Below are 16,669 nucleotides of genomic sequence, written 5' to 3' on the forward strand. Positions count from 1 at the left end.
GAAGGCCCGCGGAACATCATACCGTTTGAGTCCAAACGTATTGGGTGTTACCTGGAGGCCACGCATGTTGGATGTCACCCACGAGGAGTGGCTGCGCCGAGCCAAGGAGCTGGACCTGTCCGGTGTCCACCACATCGACGGCGCCGACGAGCCCGGCGGCGGTACCTCGTTCGCCGCTGTCGCACCCCGCAACGGCGAGGTCCTGACCGACGTGGCCGACGCGCAGCAGGCCGAGGTCGACCTCGCCGTCGCCGCGGCCCGCCGGGCCTTCGACTCCGGACCCTGGCCGCGCCTGGCCCCCGCCGACCGCGGCCGCGTCCTGCTGCGCATCGCCGACCTGCTGGAGGAGCGGCGCGACCGGCTCGCGCTGACCGTCAGTCTGGAGATGGGCAAGCCGATCACGGACGCGTACGACATCGAACTGCGCGCCGCCATCAATTCTTTCCGCTGGTACGGACAGCTGGCCGACAAGCTCACCGACGAGTCCCCGCACACCGCTCCGGACGCGCTCGCGCTCGTCACCCGGGAGCCCGCCGGTGTCGTCGGCGCGGTCGTGCCCTGGAACTTCCCGCTGACGCTGGCGAGTTGGAAGGTCGCACCCTCGCTCGCCGCGGGCTGCACCGTCGTACTGAAGCCGTCGGAGAACTCGCCGCTGTCCGCGCTGCTGCTGGGGCGGCTGGCGACCGAGGCCGGACTGCCGCCCGGCGTTCTGAACGTCGTCACCGGCGACGGCCCGGTGGCCGGCCGCGCGATCGGCCTGCACCCGGACGTCGACGTCCTCGCCTTCACCGGATCCACCGCCGTGGGGCGGCACTTCCTGCGCTACGCCGCCGACTCCAACCTCAAGCGGGTCTGGCTGGAGCTGGGCGGCAAGTCCCCCAACATCATCCTTCCGGACGCCCCCGACCTGGAGAAGGCCGCCGCGACCGCCGCCTGGGGCATCTTCTTCAACCAGGGCGAGATGTGCACCGCCCCCTCCCGCCTGCTCGTCCACTCCTCGATCGCCGACCGCGTCACCGAGGCCATCGTGGCGCGGGCCCGGGACCTTCGTGTCGGCGATCCCCTCGACCCGGCCACCGAGATGGGCGCGCTGGTCGGCGAGAGTCACCTGGAGCGGGTACTCGACCACATCGGTACGGGACTGGACGAGGGTGCCCGGCTGCTCGTCGGCGGCGCCCGCACACTGGCCGAGTCGGGCGGAAGCTTCCTGGGGCCCACCGTCTTCGACCGCGTCGAGCCCGGGATGCGGCTGGCTCGCGAGGAGATCTTCGGCCCCGTCCTGTCGGTCCTCACCTTCGACGACGTCGACGAGGCGGTCGCACTCGCCAACGCCACCGAGTACGGTCTCGCCGCCGGCCTGTGGACGAGCGACCTGTCCACCGCACACCGGGTCTCGCGCGCGCTGAAGGCCGGCACGGTCTGGGTGAACTGTTACGAGGAGGGCGACCTGAGCGTGCCCTTCGGCGGCATGAAGCAGTCGGGCAACGGACGCGACAAGTCCGCCCACGCCCTGGAGAAGTACACCGATCTCAAGACCACCTGGATCCAGCTGTGACGACGCCCGTGCGACCGCTCATCGCCGTTCCCGCCCGGTTCGCCGCCTCCACCTCGGCCCTGCGGTACGCGGCCGAGGTCAACGCCCGCGCGCTGATCGAAGCCGTGTGGCGGGCCGGCGGCGAGCCGGCGACCATCCACCCGACCGGCTCCGCGGACACCGACGTGGCGGCACGGCTCGCCCGCTTCGACGGCGTCCTGCTCCCCGGCGGTGGCGACCTCGCCCCGCACCGCTACGGCGCGACCGACACACACGACAGCGTCTACGACGTCGACGACGTGCAGGACGACTTCGACCTCGAAGTCGCCCGGCAGGCACTCGACCTGGGCCTGCCCCTGCTCGCCGTCTGCCGCGGTCTGCAGGCCGTCAATGTCGCCCTCGGCGGCACCCTGCACCAGGACATGGGCGGGCCGGAGCGCGAACACCGCCATGTCGTACACCCGGTGGCCGTGCGACGCGGCACACTGCTCGAACAGGCCGTCGGCGCCGAGAAGGTGGAGGCCTCCTGCTACCACCATCAACGAGTGGACCGCACCGGAGCCGGACTCACGGTCACCGCGCGGGCCGCCGACGACACCGTGGAAGGCCTCGAACTCCCCGATGCTCAGCGCTGGTTCACCGCCGTGCAGTGGCATCCCGAGGACACCGCGCACAACGACCCCGCCCAGCAGGGACTGTTCGACGCCCTGGTGCGCGCGGCCCAGGTTCGCCTCTGACGCGATATGGCTTTCTTCGGCCGCGGCCGACCGCACGGATCCCGGCTCACGCCGGAAGGCGACGACCCGCCCCCGCGAGGCCGTCCGCGGCGCGTCGGCCTCCCTGCGGCACAGCCCACCTGGCAGTGGTGCCTGCCGCATGGCCACGGGCAGGACGATTCGCGCCGCGAGGTGTCCCCCTAGGCGGGCCGAGGTGAGGGGCCCTTCACAGCCGCCGAGTTCTCTCCACAGCGACCTCGTCCGTGGCCTTGCACGCCGCGTCTGCCGCGTCGCACCTGTCGCGTCGCGCCCTCAGGCCTTGGGGCGGCGTCCGCTGCGGCGCGGGGTGGGCTGGGCTCCGTCCAGGAGGATGAGGCGGCGCTCCTCGCCGTGCTCCTCGACCTGGAGTACGACCCTGCGCAGCCCCTCGGCGACGCTGCGGCACTCCTCGTCGCTGAGCTGCCCGGCGACGAAGGCCTCCTCCTCGTTGAACTTCGGGAACACCCGCTGCATGAGCTCCTCGCCCTCGTCGGTGAGGCTGAGCAACACCAGCCTGCCGTCGGTGGGATGGCTCGCCCGCCGGAGCAGCCCCCGCGCCTCCAGCGTCCGCGAGACCCCGGTGAGCGTGCCCTTGGAGATGCCCGCTTCCTCCGCGATGTGCCGGGTCTCCGACTCGCCCCAGATCCAGACCACCCAGAGCACGACGAACGCCGTCCACGTCAGATCGGACCCGCGCAGCACCGAGTTCTCCAAGTGCTGCCGGACCGCCGAGGCCGCGCGATAGATGTTGGCGACCACGGCCATCTGCTCGTGACGGATCGGAAAGCCGCCGAGTTTCGCCTCCGCGAGCTTCTCGGCTTCGGTGATGGATCGCTGGCCAGGCACGGGCACACTCCTTCGACGACGCGGGGGCGCGTGGTCTCGAAGATATCGTTCGGACTCAAATTGTACGAAGTGCTGGAGGGACGGTCGCCGCCCGTTCGGCCGCCGCTGACTGCCGTTCACCGGCGGCAGTGGTCTGACCTGCGGCGCAGCGGATCGCGGTCATGAGCGCACCAGCACTTCGGGCGAAGGCGTCGATGCCGCCGCCCCGAAGCGGGATCAGTGATCGAGGCCGAAGTGGCTGCCGGTGATCTGCCCATCGTCCGTGACCGCCGCGGCGACACAGCGGAAGACCCGCAGCCCGTCGGACCATTCCTGGGCGAAGTCGGCGGAATGACGTCCACGTTCCAGTGGTCCTCGACGTCCCGGCCGGCAGCCGTCCTGGACTTCAGCACGACCTTCTGCGAGCACAGCGCCCGGACGTCGGGATGCTTGATCAGGTCCCGTGCATTGTTCGTCATCCCGTCCTTGGGCAGCGGGGCGATGGCGAAGGTCTCCCACACGTGTTTCACCTGGCAGTCCGCGCGGCTGACGGTGATGAGCCCCGAGATGTCGGTGATGCCGCTCCAGCACTCGGCCGTCGTGACGCAGCGGCCGCCCACGCCCTCGACCGCTGCCGCGGGGCAGTTCTCGGTGGTGGTCGACGCCCCGCCGAAGCCCGCGTTCTTGCCGGGCGAGTCCTCGGACCCGCCGCTCGCGGTCGTGGACGCGGCCGAGGAGCCACCCGGGCTGTCCGACTGCTAAGGAATGTCATGCCGTCGCCTGCTGCTTGGTCCTCAGGCGTCGTCGTCGGCGGGGTCGCCGCCCGGTCGCACCCCGGGTCAGGAGGACCGACGGGTGAAGCGTGCGGTGATCGTGACGAACGTCAGCGGCTTCAGCATGTTGGCCTGGTTCCAGGTCATGCCGAACTCCTTGCGGTCGACAGGGATTTCGGCGGTGAGGGTGACCGCGTCCGCCGAGGCCTCGGACGCCTGAGCGGTGAAGGAGAGCGCGCGGCTCACGCCGATGACGGTCAGATCGCCGGTGACCTGGGCGGTTCCGTTGCCGGCCGGGGTGACATCGGTGGCGGTGAAGACGAGCGAGGGGTGCTTGTCGACGTCGAAGAAGTCCGCGGAGCGCAGGTGCGTGTCGCGCTTGGCGTTCTTGGTGTCCAGGGAGGCGGCGTCGATCGTCACGCTGCCGTGGGCGCTGCCCCCGGCGAGCACCTCGCCGTCGCCGCTGACCTTGGTGAAGACGCCCTTGACGTTGGCCAGGCCCCAGAACGTCTTGTGCTGGATACGGACTGTGGTGCCCGCCGGGTCGAGGGTCCAACGGCCGGCGGCGACATCTGCGAGCGGGCCGGGGTGGGGGGAGTTCGAGGTGGTGTTGGACATGGTCCTTCGTGCCTTTCGTGAGCGGTCTGGGGGGCGGAAGCGATCCGGGCGCTGGAGCGGGCCGTGCGTGGCGGGTGATCGGTTGAAGACTCAATACGCCGCTAGCTATTACATCGGCAACTATTAGGTAGTTCGCGAGATAATAGCTGGGCGGGGTATCCTCGGCAAGTGGCCAGGACTCGGGATCGAGTGGCAACGAGCGGGCCAAGATGTGAGAACGGACGACGGGAGCCGGCGTATGGGGGAGCCCCAGCGGACAGTGGAGCGGGTCGAGTGCCCCGGTGTGGCGGACCAGTGCCCGAGCGCGGAGGAGACCGACCTGCTGCAGCGCTGGAACGCGCTGGCGACGGGATTCCGGGAACTCACGGACGAGCTCCTCGCCGAGGCGCAGCGCGAGGTCGGCCTTCCGTCCTCGTCGCTGGAAGTGCTGTGCTTCCTGGTCGCCTCGCCGGATCGGGCCGCCCCGATGCGGCTGCTCTCCCAGACGCTCGGCTTCTCCACCGCGGGGACGACCGGAGTGGTCGACCGGCTGGCCGACGCCGGGCTCGTCGAACGCCGCCCGTCGAGTTCGGACCGCAGGGTGACGTACGCCGTACTGACGCCGCTCGGCCGGGAGACCGCCACGACCGCGGCCAGGGTGTTCGCCGACGCGGTGCGCCGCCGCGTCGTGGAACCCCTCGGCGAGGAGGGCTTCGCGTCCTTCGCCCACGCCTTCGCCACCCTGGGCATCGCGGACGAGCCCTGTCCCGGAGCTGTGGAGTCCGGCTGACGCCGGTGCCTGTACCCGGCCGCGGACCTCGGCAGGGGCCCGCTCCGGCCTCTCGGCCGAGGTCCGGCGGCGGTCTGCGCGGGGCCCCCTCGATCGTCGACGGCAATGACGTGGTGCTCGTCCGCGAGGCGATGGCCGGGCCGGCCGAACGAGCCCGTGCGGGGGAGGGACCCGGTGTGCTGGAGGCGCTGACCTACCGTCACTTCGGACACAGCCGGGCCGATCCGGCGACCTACCGCCCGGCGGAGGAGGTGGAGCGCTGGCTCAAGCACGACCCGCTCGATCTCGCCCGCGCCCGGCGAAGCCCTCGGCGCCGATACGGCGGAGGCCGACGCGCGCGTCGAGAAGACCGTGGAGGCGGCTGTCGAGGCCGCCAAGAACGCGCCCGCACCCGATCCGGGCGAGGCGCTCACCGACGTACGGGCGGACTGGGCTTCGGTGCCCAGCACTCGCAGGCCACCGAGAGCTGGGCGTTCGCCGTTCCCGGACCGAAGATCGCGGCACCGGCCACCCCCACCGACGTGATCGGCATGATGGCGGCGGCCATCCGCAGCGACGATCCGGTGGTCTTCTTCGAGCACAAGGGACTGCTCGCGACCAAGGGATCGCCCGCCCCCCGGACCACGTTGTCGAGCTGGGGTGCGCGGCCGTCCTACGCGAAGGCGGCGACATCACGCTCGTGGCGTTCGTCTCGATGGTGCCCGTGGCCCTCCAGGCCGCCGAACGGCTCGCCGGGGACGGCGTTTCGGCCGAGGTGATCGACCTGCGCTGCCTGGTGCCGCTGGACACCCGGACCGTTCTCGCCTCCGTCGCGAAGACGTCGCGGCTCGTCACCGTCGAGGAGAACCCGTACCAGGGCGGCTGGGGCGGCACCCTCGTCTCGGTCGTCGTCGACGAGGGCTTCGGCCTGCTGGACGCACCGGTGTGCCGGGTGGCGCCTCGAACTCGTCGCCAAGAACCTGGACTTGATCCTGAATCTCGCCGAGCGTGTCGGAGCGTCGATGCAACAGGCCCGCCTCAACCGCCGATTGGTCCATGCGGCCGCCGAAGGAGGCTTCGGCGGCCGGGATCTGAGCGCGATGGCGGAGTTCCTCAGGTCGGGCGGGCCCCAAATTCCGGAGCCCTGCTAGGCCCGCACTTCGCAGGTCGCCGAGAAGGTTCGCCGTAGCGACCTCCGGGCCTCCGATCTCGACCGATCCGGACCGGCACGGCTCTCGCCACTACGGTTCCGATCGACAAGCAATCGGCTATGACCGCTTGATCTTCACGATCGGGTGACCTGCGAAGTACGAGGCTAGGCACACAACCGGCCGCGGAACCGGGCGATCGACGGAGGTCTGACGACGGTGCATCCGGCCGCTGCCGAATGCCGGCCTTCGTCCTCACGGTCGCCTGATGGCCCGAAGGAGACCGCCTGGAGGCTTCATGAACCGCCGGCCCAGTGGATGAGGGTGGCGACGGCATCGGCACGGTCGGTGGACGAGAGGCCGGCGATGGTGGCGTGGTGGTTGGTGCCGGGAGCCCACAGAACGCGGGAGTCCGGGGAGCCCGGGTGGAAGGATTCGGCGACCGCGGGGTCCTGGGTGCCGTTGATGAACAGCAGACGGCTGCCGCGGCGGCGGGCCCAGCGGTCGATGTCGGGCATGGCAGCGGAGTCGAAGCGCATGGGGATGTCGCGGGGGACGAAGGTACGCGGCTCGATGGCGTCCGGGTAGCGCAGGAGTCCGGCCAGGTGGACGGTGGGGACATCCAAGTAGCCGAGCTGCGTGCCGAGTTGGTAGAAGTACGGGATGTAGTCCCGCGCGACGGAGTCGGCGTAGACGGGCAGCGCGGCCGTGTCGTCCAGCCATGCGTACAACGCGTCGGTGGTGGCATCCGGGCCGGGAACGGCGGCGCAGTCCGCGGCGGTGCCGTTCTGCCGGAACATGAGCGGTGCGCGGAGCACGGCAATCTCGAGCGCCTTGTCGGCGCTGCCGATGATGCGGAAGGCGGTGCCGGTGGTGGCCGCCCAGGCTTCGTAGCGGGCGGCCATGTCGGCGCGCCGGAGCAGGATCTGCCGCTGCGCCGCCCTGAGGGCGTCGCGGCAGGCGGCGGTGCCCACGGTGTCCAGGAAGCGGAGGTAGGCGGAGTCCTCCCGGTCGTCGACGTTGTTCGGGGCGGAGTACGCCACGGTGCCGTCCACGTCGTGCGGGTGGAAGCGGCGGTGGTAGACGCTGGCCATGCCGCCCTTGCTGCCGCCGGTGGAGATCCACGCGCCGGGATACAGCCCGCGGAGGAGGCGGACGACGCGGTGGTGGTCGTCGGCGGCCTGACGGATCGTGAGGTGTGTGTAGTCGAGCTCCGCTGGGCGCGAGGTGCCGAAGAAGCGGTGCTCGACCTGAATTTGATTGCCGCCCAGTAGCACGGTGGGTTCGGCACGCCGGGGAATGAGCGCCGCCTCGTAACCGGTCGTGAACAGCACGGTGGGACAGTCGGCAGAGGTATGGAGCAGGGTCAGGCGCTGCTCGAAGGTGCCGGCCGCCCGGTTCCTGTGGTCGACCGGCTGGCGCAGCCCGAGCACGAAGAAGCGGTACCCCGGCTCGGCACCCGGTCGTTCCTCGATGACCCTCAGCCCCGGCAGACTGCGCAGGCGCTCCACGACATCGTCACGCCCCGGCCGGGCTGGGCCGGCGGCGTTCGCGGGTACGGCCGCCGTGGCGGCGAGGCCGGCCGCCGAGGCTGCCGAAAGCAACAGATGCCGTCTCGTCCAGATACGCATGGTGAATCCTCCCCTGTCATGGCCGCACCGGTGACGTCGTGCGCCGTCGCGGCGGTCCCGGCCGTGGATCGCTGACCGTTGCAGTACAGCTGCCGGGCGGCACGGGAAGATCCCGCGCGCGGGGGGACCGTCTCCCCCGACGGGGGGAGACAAGAACAGGTCCGGGGGTCGTCCTCGACCCGCCCTTCGGCACTCGGCGGGCACGGGACAAGGACCGGTGGGAGGCAGACTTCGAACGCGACGAGTGGATCCGACGCATGTGCCCTCAGGAGCCGGCATCCCCCACGTGCGCGTCGCGGAGCCGGCGAGGTTCAGCGGCCGGTATCGGTGCCGAGCGCCACCGCGAGGAACCGCTGCCGATCGACGATCACCCGGTCGATCTCTCCCGCCGCGACAAGCTCTCCGGAGCCGCCGAGTGCTCGCACGAGGAAAGTGAGCCGCCGACCCGCTGCGGCGGCAGGCGGCTCGGCGATGACGTCCACCCGACCGCCCACTCGGATCGCCCGGAGGTGCTCGATGCGCACCGCGGTCCCGACCGTGGTCTGGCCCGTTCCGGTGAATGGTGCGGCAGCGTGCACGGTTGCCGCTTCCATCCACGCGATAAGCCTCGGCGTGGACAGCACAGGGACATCACCGCTGCCCAGTGTCACGGCGGTATCGGCATCGGTCACCTCATGAAGCATGCCACCACGCTACTGAACGTGAACTCGTGCACTGGTCCTGCCGGACTCGTCACCCGGTGCGGCGCCGCCACCGCTGGTCGGCCACGGGGCCGACGGCCGGCACTACCAGGCCTTGAAGCCGACCCCGCCGTACAGGGAGACCGGCCCGTCGCCGATCGGGGTCTCGCCCTCCGCGAGGTCCGGATGCCAGTCCTTCACGGAGACGATCCCCGGCTCGGTCAGGTCAAGTCCCTTGAAGAAGCGGCTCACTTCGTCGTGCGAGCGGCCCACGAGGGTCACACCGCCCTTCGCGTACGTCTCGATGCCCCGCCGCACGTTCTCCGGCTCGAAGTCGGCGGTCATCGCGGACAGGACCAGGCAGCTGCCCGGCGCCAGCGCGTCGACCAGGGTGTCCACCACTTCGTAGGCGCCGGCCTCGTCGGCGATGAAGTGCATCAGGGCGATGAGCGACAGGGCGACGGGCCGGTCGAAGTCGAGGACTCGCCCCGCCTCTTCGAGAATCTTCCGCGGCTCGCGGGCATCGGCCTGGACGTACTCCGTCACACCTTCCGGGGTCCCGCGCAACAGGGCCTCGGCATGGGCGAGGACGATCGGATCGTTGTCGACATAGACGACCCGCGCGTCCGGGGCGGTGATCTGCGCGATCTGGTGGAGGTTCGGTTCCGTGGGAATACCGGTGCCGATGTCGAGGAACTGGCGGATTCCCGCCGCACGGACGAGGTGCCGCGTGGCCCGCTGCATGAACCAGCGGTTGCCGCGCGCGGCCCGCCGGGCGCCGGGGTCGATCGACATGATGTGCTGCCCGAGCTGCTCGTCGACCGGGTAGTTGTCCTTGCCGCCCAGGTACCAGTCGTACACCCGCGCCGGATGCGGCTTGCTGGTGTCGATCCGGTCTCGGGTGGACTCGGTCCCGGTCATACGACAACTCCTCTGCTCGGCAAGGCCTGTTCACCCCGTCGGCCTGCCTTCGACGCGGTGTGCGAGCAGTCTGCCATTTCGGATCAGCGCGGCGCGTTCCTCCTCGCAGGTGCCGCCCCACACCCCCGACGTCTGCCGGTTGCTGAGCGCCCAGGCCAGGCACTCGCTGCTCACCGGGCAGCGGGAACAGACGCGCTTGGCCGCGGCGATGTCGTCCAGCGCCGGCCCTTTCGTGCCCACGGGGAAGAACAGATCCGGGTCCGCTTCCGCGCAGGCCGCACTCCGCAACCACTCCATGCGGGCGCGGGTGCCCAGGACGGATGGGTGGAAACCGGCCCGGGGGGATCTTCCCAAGAAGCTGGTGGGCGGTCTATAGTCCAAAACTAGCAGTGCTAATTAATTGTGCGCTGTTCAGCCCTTCGGTGATCAATCGTTCGGTTCCCGCGATCCGGTGATCCCGCGTTCGCGTGACCCGGCGATCCTGTGATCCGGTGTCCGTCAGGAGTCCTGCCGTGCGTCCCGTCCACTTCGCGGCCGCCCGCCGCACCCCCATCGGCAAGCTGCGTGGAGCCCTGTCCTCCGTGCGGCCCGACGACCTCGCCGCGACCGTCGTGCGCGCTCTGGTCGCCGAGGTGCCCACGCTCGACCCGGCCCGCATCGACGACGTCTACTGGGGCGCCGCCAATCAGGCGGGCGAGGACAACCGCAACGTGGCCCGCATGGCCGCACTGCTCGCCGGGCTGCCCGAGTCCGTACCCGGCGCCACGGTCAACCGGCTCTGCGCCTCCGGCCTCGAAGCGGTCACCACCGCGGCCCGCGCCATCGCCTCCGGCGAGGCCGACATCGTGCTCGCCGGCGGTTCCGAGTCGATGAGCCGCGCCCCCTTCGTCCTGCCCCGCCCCGACGAAGCCCTGCCGCACCGCATCGAGACCGTCGACACGCGACTCGGCTGGCGTCTGGTCAACCCCGCGATGAAGGAGCTGCACGGGCTCCTGTCGATGGGGGAGACCGCCGAGGAGGTCGCCGAGCGGTACGGCGTCTCGCGCGAACGCCAGGACGCCTTCGCGCTGCGCAGCCACCAGCGCGCCGCGGACGCCGGCAAGAACGGGCACTTCGACGCCGAGCTGCTTCCCGTGGAGCGCCACGACGGTGTCGTCGTCGACCGTGACGAATGCGTACGGGAGGACACCTCGCTCGACAAGCTGTCCCGCCTCAAGCCGGTCTTCCGCGAGGGCGGCACGGTCACCGCCGGCAATGCCTCGCCGATGAACGACGGCGCGGCCGGAGTGCTGCTGGTCAGCGAGGACGCCCTGAACGAACTTGGGCTGGAGTCCCTCGGGCGGTATGTCGCCGGCGCCTCGGCCGGGGTCCATCCGGACGTCATGGGCATCGGCCCCGTACCCGCCACGCAGAAGGCACTCGGGCGTGTCCGCTGGAGCATCGGCGACATCGAGGAGGCCGAGTTCAACGAGGCGTTCGCGGCGCAAGCCCTCGCCAGCGTGGACCGCCTGGGCATCGACCCGGACCTCGTCAACCCGACCGGCGGCGCCATCGCCCTCGGCCATCCGCTCGGCTGCTCGGGCGCCCGCATCCTCACCACCCTGCTGCACCGCATGCGCCGCACGGGCGCCGCGCGCGGCCTGGCCACGATGTGCGTCGGCGTCGGACAGGGGAGCGCCGTCCTGGTCGAGCGCGGCTGAAGTCCCGTACTCCGTCCACTGAAAGACCGCAGTCCCCCTCGTGAAAGGGAGAGCATGACCGGCAGGTTCACCGGCCGCGTGGCCGTCGTCACCGGAGCGGCGCAGGGCATCGGCGCCGCGACGGCCCACCGGTTGGCCGAGGAGGGCGCGGCCGTCGCCGTCGTCGACCTCACCCAGGAGCGCGCCGAGCGAACGGCCGAGGAGATCCGGGCCAAGGGCGGCCGGGCGTCGGCGTACGGCTGCGACGTCACGGACCAGGACGCGGTCGACGCGCTGTTCGCCCGGATCGACGAGGAGTCGGGCGGCGTACACATCCTGGTCAACAACGCGGGCATCACCCGCGACGGCATGTTCTTCAAGATGCCGAAGGACGACTGGGACGCGGTTCTCACCGTCAACCTCACCAGCGTCTTCAACTGCAGCCAGGCCGCACAGAAGTACATGACGCGGCAGAAGTACGGCAAGATCGTCTCGCTCAGCTCCCGCTCCGCGCTCGGCAACCGCGGACAGGCCAACTATGCGGCCGCGAAGGCCGGAATCCAGGGCTTCACGGCCACCCTCGCCATCGAGCTCGGCCCCTTCGGCATCAACGTCAACGCGGTGGCCCCCGGTTACGTCGCCACCGCCATGACCGCCGCCACCGCCGAACGTGTCGGAGCGAGCGCCGAGGACCACCAGCGGCTCGCCGCCGAGCGCACCCCGCTGCGACGCGTCGGACGGCCCGAGGACATCGCCGCCGTCGTGGCCTTCCTGGCGAGCGACGACGCGTCGTACGTCAGCGGACAGACGCTCTACGTGAACGGGGGCGCACGTTAGTTGTCCGTGAGTACGTGACCGGGGCTGTCGCCACACCCTCACAGCGCCCCATCCGGTTCAGAGCCGCACCAGCAAGGAAACGGAGCATCCCTCCATGGCAACCCTGTCCCTCGCCGCGATCCTCGCCGAGAACGCCCGCCGCCGTCCGGACCGGACGGCGCTCGTCGAGGGCGAGCTGCGGCTCACCTTCGCCGAGGTGTGGCGGCGCGCCCGGGCCCAGGCCGGGGCCCTCGTCGGCCTGGGTGTGCGGCCGGGGGACCGGGTGGCGCTGATGGCGCCCAACACGGCCGAGTTCCCGCACGCCTACTACGCGATCGCGGCGGCGGGCGGCGTGGTCGTCCCGGTCCATCTGCTGCTGTCGCAGGCCGAGGTCGAGCACGTGCTGAAGGACAGCGGTGCGACCCTGCTGCTCTGCCACCCGGCGCAGGCCGACACCGGCGCCCCCGCCGCGCGGGCCCTCGGCGTCCAGGTCGTCACGCTGGGCGCCGAGTTCGACAAGCTCGCGGCCGACGCCGAACCGCTGCCCTCGTACGTCACCCGCGAGGCGGACGACCCGGCCGTCGTCTTCTACACCAGCGGCACGACGGGTGTCCCCAAGGGCGCCGTACTCAGCCACTTCAACCTGGTGATGAACGCGACCGTCAACGCCTTCGACGCCAACGACATCCGCCCCGACGACATCGCGCTGGGCGCGCTGCCGCTGTTCCATGCCTTCGGGCAGACGGTGTCCATGAACTCGACCTGGCGGGCGGGGGCGACGCTCGTGTTGCTGCCGCGCTTCGACGCCGCGCGGGCCATCGAGCTGATGGTCGAAGAGCGGGTGAACACCTTTCACGGGGTGCCGACGATGTTCGTGGCCCTCGCGGCCGTGGCCGGCACGGCGGAGGCGCTACCCGAGCTGCGGGTGTGCATCTCCGGCGGCGCCTCGCTGCCGGTCGCCGTGCTGGAACGCTTCGAGGAGGCGTTCGAGGCGAAGATCTACGAGGGATACGGACTGTCGGAGACCTCGCCGACCGCGTCCGTCAATCAGCCCCTGTTCGGCACCAGGGCGGGCACCATCGGGCACCCGCTCTGGGGCGTCGACGTGGAGATCTCGCGGGCCGAGGCCGAGGAGCGCGTCGAGCTGCTGCCGCCGGGGGAGCTGGGCGAGGTCGTCATCCGCGGCCACAATGTGTTCTCCGGCTATCTGGGCCGGCCCGAGGCGACCGCGGAGGCCCTGGTCGACGGCTGGTTCCGCACCGGTGACCTGGGCACCAAGGACGACGAGGGCTTCCTCAGGATCGTCGACCGCAAGAAGGACGTCGTCATCCGCGGTGGCTACAACGTCTACCCGCGCGAGGTCGAGGAGGTGCTGATGCGTCACCCCGGCATCGCCCAGGTCGCGGTGATCGGCCTGCCGGACGAGTTGCACGGCGAGGAGGTCTGCGCGGTCGTCGTACGCACCCCCGGGGCCGCGTCGGACGCGGCGGAGATCACCGACTGGTCCAAGGAACACCTGGGCCGCCACAAGTACCCGCGCCGAGTGGAGTTCACCGACGCGCTGCCGCTGGGCCCGAGCATGAAGGTCCTCAAGCGGGAGCTGCGGGCGCGCTACACGAGCTGACGCGGCGGGCCACCTCGCGCGAGGGCCCGGATGAAGTAGTCACCTGGCGAGACGGTCCTTACGCGAAGAGATACGTGGGCCTAGCATCGGTCCCCGCATGAACACGATGACGCTCTGGCACATATCCATCTGGGAGTTCGCCGCTCTCGCCGCCGCGGCTCTGCTCGTCGGCTTCTCGAAGACCGCGGTGAGCGGGGCCAACACGGTCAGTCTGGCGATCTTCGCCGCCGTGCTGCCCGCCCGCGCCTCGACCGGGGTCCTCCTGCCCATCCTGATCGTCGGGGACGTGCTCGCCGTGCTCACGTATCGGCGGCACGCCCACTGGCCGACGCTGTGGCGGCTGTTCCCGGCGGTCGCCGCGGGCGTCGTCTTCGGCACGCTGTTCCTGGTGTGGGCCGACGACGCGGTCGTACGGACCTCGATCGGCGCGATCCTGCTGCTGATGGCGGCGGTCACCGTGTGGCGCCGCCGGGCCACCGCCCAGGACGACGAACCCGACTCGGTGGCGACACGCACGGGCCGGGTCAAGGCCCGTTCGTACGGTGTGCTCGGCGGCTTCACGACGATGGTCGCCAACGCGGGCGGCCCGGTGATGTCGATGTACCTCCTGTCTGCGGGCTTCAGGAAGCTGGGATTCCTCGGCACGTCGGCCTTCTTCTTCCTGATCGTCAATGTGTCGAAGGTGCCGTTCAGCGTGGGGCTCGGCCTGATCGACGGCCACTCGCTGCTGCTGGACGCCGCCTTGGCGGTCTTCGTCGTGCCGGGGGCGTTCATCGGTAAATGGGCCGTGAACCGAATCAATCAGCTGCTCTTCGAGCGGCTGGTCATCGCCGCGACAGTGGTGGGCGGCGTGCAGCTGTTGCTGCGCTGACCGCTACCGAGGGGGCGGAGCGCGATTGTTGCTCCGGTGACCGCTACCCAGGCGCGGCGGAGTGCAGCAGGGCGGGGAGATCCGCGAAGGAGTCCAGGACGTGGTCGGGCTCGCCGCTCGCCGACTGAAGGCTCTCGGGCTGGTATTTGCCGGTCCTGACGAGGACACCGGTGATTCCGGTGCGCTGCGCGGCGAGCACGTCCGACTCGATGTCGTCGCCTACCATCAGCGCCTCACCGGGACCGACCCCGAGACGCGCCAGCGCCGTCTCGAAGAACGCCGGCGCCGGCTTGCCGGTGATCTCCGCCTCGGTGCGGGCCGCCCGCTCCAGGCCGAGCAGGAACGCCCCGCTGTCGAGCTGCAGCCCTCGGTCGGTGCGCCAGTACAGGTTGCGGTGCATGGCGATCAGCCGGGCGCCGTGCTGCAGGTGACCGAAGGCCCGGTTGAGGGCGGCATAGTCGAACTCGGGTCCTGCGCCGCCCACGACGACGACATCCGGCACGGTGTCCGTGTGGCTGTCGCGCTCGCCGTCGTCCACGCGGTCGCTGTCGTCGAGCAGTGTGATGCCCACGAGGTCCTCGGCGATGTCGCCGCTGTTCAGCAGGGAGCACCGGGCCCCCGGATGGCGGTCTGCGAGATACGCGGCAGTGACGGCGGGTGCGGTGAGGATGTCCTCGGCGTCCACGGGGAAACCGGCTTCGCCCAGCGTCGCGGCGATCGACGCGCGTGTACGGGACGTCGTGTTGGTGACCAGCGCGACCCCGAGCCCGGACGCACGGATCTCCCGCAGTGCCTCGACCGTGCCGGGCAGCGGTCGCCACGAGACCGTGAGCACACCGTCGATGTCGATCAGGACCGCACGTACCGACTCCATGTCCGGACGATACCGAGCAGCGCTCGCGCCGCGCATGCGGGCGGGGTGTCTGCGCCGACGGCTCACCCTGGCGGACCCCGAGGACGCCCGACGCGTCGGACGGAGGGCGCCGACCGGATCGCGTGGCCTGGCCGGCGAGGGGGGAGACCCGCAGGATGCGCGGGCGGCCGGCCTGCCGAACCGCTGGTACCCGGGTGGGACCCGAAGTCCCGCGCCCTTCCCCCGCCCTCGTACGCTCGACCCCATGTCCTCCCACGTCCTGGTCCTCGGCGGCACCACCGAGGCGCGCGAACTCGCCGCCGAGCTGGCGGCGCGTGACGGCGTGCGGGTGACGACGTCCCTGGCGGGGCGCGTTTCCTGGCCGGGGGCGCTCGCGGGGGACGTACGGATCGGGGGATTCGGCGGAGCGGAGGGGTTGGCGGAGTGGCTGCGCGAGCACGGCGTGGACGCCGTGGTGGACGCGACGCACCCGTTCGCCTCCGGCATCACGGCGAACGCCGCGCGGGCCGCGGCGGCGACCGGAGTCCCCGCGGTGGTGCTGCGCCGCCCGGGCTGGCGCCCCGGCCCCGGCGATCGGTGGCACTCGGCAGCCTCCCTCACCGAAGCCGCCGCGCTGCTCCCGGCGTTGGGCCGCCGTGTGTTCCTCACCACGGGGCGCCTGGGCCTCGCGGCCTTCGCGGACCTCGCCGCACTCCACTTCCTCGTACGCTCGGTGGAGGCGCCCGAGCCCCCGCTGCCCCCCGACACCGAAGTACTGCTGGCACGCGGCCCGTTCACGGTGGACGGCGAGAAGGCGCTCCTGCGCGAGCACCACATCGACATCCTGGTGACCAAGGACAGCGGAGGAGACGCAACAGCGGCCAAACTCATCGCCGCGCGTGGCCTGAGGCTTCCCGTCGTCGTCGTACGCCGCCCCCACCTGCCCGAAGGCGTGACCGCGGTACCGGACGTGGCGGCGGCCCTGACCCGGCTGGACCTCGGCCCGCGCTGAGCGGCCTCGGGGAAGTGAGGCACGCCCCCACGCCGCCCGGCACGGCACCTCGCCGCACTGCCACATCACCCCAGTACATCCAGTACGAGGGCGACGCGGCAGCACGCCGATGCACCGCACCGGACGACCCGGAAACGCACCCCACTTCCCCGAGGCCGCTCAGCTACGCGTCGTGCTGGGC

The 16,669-nt window shown here is 71.1% G+C and carries 18 protein-coding genes; 11 read left to right on the forward strand and 7 right to left on the reverse strand.

Going from position 1 to position 16,669, the window contains the following annotated elements:
* Positions 1-64 precede the first annotated feature (64 nt).
* Both OG390_RS45210 and OG390_RS45215 read left to right on the forward strand, forming a co-directional pair.
* A complete protein-coding gene (locus OG390_RS45210; protein ID WP_406176170.1) occupies positions 65-1,555 on the forward strand; it encodes an aldehyde dehydrogenase in 1,491 nt (496 codons plus the stop codon).
* Positions 1,552-2,271 carry a gamma-glutamyl-gamma-aminobutyrate hydrolase family protein gene (locus OG390_RS45215; RefSeq protein WP_406176172.1) on the forward strand — a complete coding sequence of 240 codons (720 nt, stop codon included), beginning with the start codon at positions 1,552-1,554 and terminating at the stop codon, positions 2,269-2,271. The genes OG390_RS45210 and OG390_RS45215 overlap by 4 nt, the downstream gene beginning before the upstream one ends.
* A gap of 291 nt (positions 2,272-2,562) precedes the next feature.
* On the opposite strand, the gene OG390_RS45220 is transcribed toward OG390_RS45215, so the two are convergent.
* Complete coding sequence (locus tag OG390_RS45220; protein ID WP_406176173.1) at positions 2,563-3,135, reverse strand: MarR family winged helix-turn-helix transcriptional regulator; 573 nt, start codon at positions 3,133-3,135, stop codon at positions 2,563-2,565.
* Between the two features lie 219 nt (positions 3,136-3,354).
* Between OG390_RS45220 and OG390_RS45225 the strand changes: the two genes are divergently transcribed.
* Positions 3,355-3,876, forward strand: a complete 522-nt coding sequence (locus OG390_RS45225; protein WP_406176174.1) for a hypothetical protein — start codon at positions 3,355-3,357, stop codon at positions 3,874-3,876.
* 77 nt (positions 3,877-3,953) lie between these two features.
* On the opposite strand, the gene OG390_RS45230 is transcribed toward OG390_RS45225, so the two are convergent.
* A complete protein-coding gene (locus OG390_RS45230; protein WP_406176175.1) occupies positions 3,954-4,505 on the reverse strand; it encodes a YceI family protein in 552 nt (183 codons plus the stop codon).
* 238 nt (positions 4,506-4,743) lie between these two features.
* Here OG390_RS45230 and OG390_RS45235 point away from each other — a divergent pair, with 238 nt between their 5' ends.
* Genes OG390_RS45235 through OG390_RS45245 form a run of 3 tightly spaced genes read left to right on the forward strand, consistent with a single transcriptional unit; the run spans position 4,744 to position 6,442 of the window.
* Positions 4,744-5,274, forward strand: coding sequence for a MarR family winged helix-turn-helix transcriptional regulator (locus tag OG390_RS45235; RefSeq protein WP_406176177.1), 531 nt, complete (start codon positions 4,744-4,746; stop codon positions 5,272-5,274).
* A gap of 5 nt (positions 5,275-5,279) precedes the next feature.
* Positions 5,280-6,032 (forward strand): thiamine pyrophosphate-dependent enzyme, encoded by a 753-nt coding sequence (locus OG390_RS45240; RefSeq protein ID WP_406176179.1) that lies wholly within the window; start codon positions 5,280-5,282, stop codon positions 6,030-6,032.
* On the forward strand, positions 5,969-6,442 hold the full coding sequence (locus OG390_RS45245) for a transketolase C-terminal domain-containing protein (RefSeq protein ID WP_406178252.1): 474 nt from the start codon (positions 5,969-5,971) through the stop codon (positions 6,440-6,442). The genes OG390_RS45240 and OG390_RS45245 overlap by 64 nt, the downstream gene beginning before the upstream one ends.
* 255 nt (positions 6,443-6,697) lie before the next feature.
* On the opposite strand, the gene OG390_RS45250 is transcribed toward OG390_RS45245, so the two are convergent.
* The 4 genes from OG390_RS45250 to OG390_RS45265 form a co-directional block, all read right to left on the reverse strand.
* The gene (locus OG390_RS45250) at positions 6,698-8,032 is read right to left on the reverse strand and encodes a S28 family serine protease (protein ID WP_406176181.1); all 1,335 of its coding nucleotides are present in this window, start codon (positions 8,030-8,032) and stop codon (positions 6,698-6,700) included.
* Between the two features lie 311 nt (positions 8,033-8,343).
* Positions 8,344-8,703, reverse strand: coding sequence for a thioesterase family protein (locus tag OG390_RS45255; protein ID WP_406176183.1), 360 nt, complete (start codon positions 8,701-8,703; stop codon positions 8,344-8,346).
* Positions 8,704-8,817: 114 nt separating this feature from the next.
* Positions 8,818-9,633: an SAM-dependent methyltransferase gene (locus tag OG390_RS45260; protein WP_406176185.1), complete on the reverse strand. Its 816-nt coding sequence runs from the start codon at positions 9,631-9,633 to the stop codon at positions 8,818-8,820.
* 30 nt (positions 9,634-9,663) lie between these two features.
* The gene (locus tag OG390_RS45265; protein WP_406176187.1) at positions 9,664-9,930 is read right to left on the reverse strand and encodes a WhiB family transcriptional regulator; all 267 of its coding nucleotides are present in this window, start codon (positions 9,928-9,930) and stop codon (positions 9,664-9,666) included.
* A gap of 215 nt (positions 9,931-10,145) precedes the next feature.
* Between OG390_RS45265 and OG390_RS45270 the strand changes: the two genes are divergently transcribed.
* The 4 genes from OG390_RS45270 to OG390_RS45285 all read left to right on the forward strand — a co-directional run bounded on the left by OG390_RS45270 (position 10,146) and on the right by OG390_RS45285 (position 14,623).
* Positions 10,146-11,333, forward strand: coding sequence for a thiolase family protein (locus OG390_RS45270; RefSeq protein ID WP_406176189.1), 1,188 nt, complete (start codon positions 10,146-10,148; stop codon positions 11,331-11,333).
* 54 nt (positions 11,334-11,387) lie between these two features.
* On the forward strand, positions 11,388-12,149 hold the full coding sequence (gene fabG, locus OG390_RS45275) for a 3-oxoacyl-ACP reductase FabG (protein ID WP_406176191.1): 762 nt from the start codon (positions 11,388-11,390) through the stop codon (positions 12,147-12,149).
* A 94-nt stretch (positions 12,150-12,243) separates the two neighbouring features.
* Complete coding sequence (locus OG390_RS45280) at positions 12,244-13,752, forward strand: long-chain-fatty-acid--CoA ligase (protein WP_406176192.1); 1,509 nt, start codon at positions 12,244-12,246, stop codon at positions 13,750-13,752.
* Between the two features lie 97 nt (positions 13,753-13,849).
* Positions 13,850-14,623: a sulfite exporter TauE/SafE family protein gene (locus OG390_RS45285; protein WP_406176194.1), complete on the forward strand. Its 774-nt coding sequence runs from the start codon at positions 13,850-13,852 to the stop codon at positions 14,621-14,623.
* A 43-nt stretch (positions 14,624-14,666) separates the two neighbouring features.
* On the opposite strand, the gene OG390_RS45290 is transcribed toward OG390_RS45285, so the two are convergent.
* Positions 14,667-15,497 (reverse strand): HAD-IIA family hydrolase, encoded by an 831-nt coding sequence (locus tag OG390_RS45290; protein WP_406176196.1) that lies wholly within the window; start codon positions 15,495-15,497, stop codon positions 14,667-14,669.
* 244 nt (positions 15,498-15,741) lie between these two features.
* Between OG390_RS45290 and OG390_RS45295 the strand changes: the two genes are divergently transcribed.
* Positions 15,742-16,488: a cobalt-precorrin-6A reductase gene (locus tag OG390_RS45295; protein WP_406176198.1), complete on the forward strand. Its 747-nt coding sequence runs from the start codon at positions 15,742-15,744 to the stop codon at positions 16,486-16,488.
* Positions 16,489-16,669 lie beyond the last annotated feature (181 nt).

This window comes from Streptomyces sp. NBC_00996 (genome assembly GCF_045162675.1).
In the GTDB taxonomy this organism is placed as follows: domain Bacteria; phylum Actinomycetota; class Actinomycetes; order Streptomycetales; family Streptomycetaceae; genus Streptomyces.

Coding starts and splice junctions, on each gene's coding strand:
- OG390_RS45235 (WP_406176177.1), top strand. CDS start 4,744: ATGGGGGAGCCCCAGCGGACAGTGGAGCGGGTCGAGTGCCCCGGTGTG.
- OG390_RS45295 (WP_406176198.1), top strand. CDS start 15,742: ATGTCCTCCCACGTCCTGGTCCTCGGCGGCACCACCGAGGCGCGCGAA.
- OG390_RS45250 (WP_406176181.1), bottom strand. CDS start 8,032: ATGCGTATCTGGACGAGACGGCATCTGTTGCTTTCGGCAGCCTCGGCG.
- OG390_RS45280 (WP_406176192.1), top strand. CDS start 12,244: ATGGCAACCCTGTCCCTCGCCGCGATCCTCGCCGAGAACGCCCGCCGC.
- OG390_RS45285 (WP_406176194.1), top strand. CDS start 13,850: ATGAACACGATGACGCTCTGGCACATATCCATCTGGGAGTTCGCCGCT.
- OG390_RS45210 (WP_406176170.1), top strand. CDS start 65: ATGTTGGATGTCACCCACGAGGAGTGGCTGCGCCGAGCCAAGGAGCTG.
- OG390_RS45245 (WP_406178252.1), top strand. CDS start 5,969: ATGGTGCCCGTGGCCCTCCAGGCCGCCGAACGGCTCGCCGGGGACGGC.
- OG390_RS45265 (WP_406176187.1), bottom strand. CDS start 9,930: ATGGAGTGGTTGCGGAGTGCGGCCTGCGCGGAAGCGGACCCGGATCTG.
- fabG (WP_406176191.1), top strand. CDS start 11,388: ATGACCGGCAGGTTCACCGGCCGCGTGGCCGTCGTCACCGGAGCGGCG.
- OG390_RS45290 (WP_406176196.1), bottom strand. CDS start 15,497: ATGGAGTCGGTACGTGCGGTCCTGATCGACATCGACGGTGTGCTCACG.
- OG390_RS45260 (WP_406176185.1), bottom strand. CDS start 9,633: ATGACCGGGACCGAGTCCACCCGAGACCGGATCGACACCAGCAAGCCG.
- OG390_RS45230 (WP_406176175.1), bottom strand. CDS start 4,505: ATGTCCAACACCACCTCGAACTCCCCCCACCCCGGCCCGCTCGCAGAT.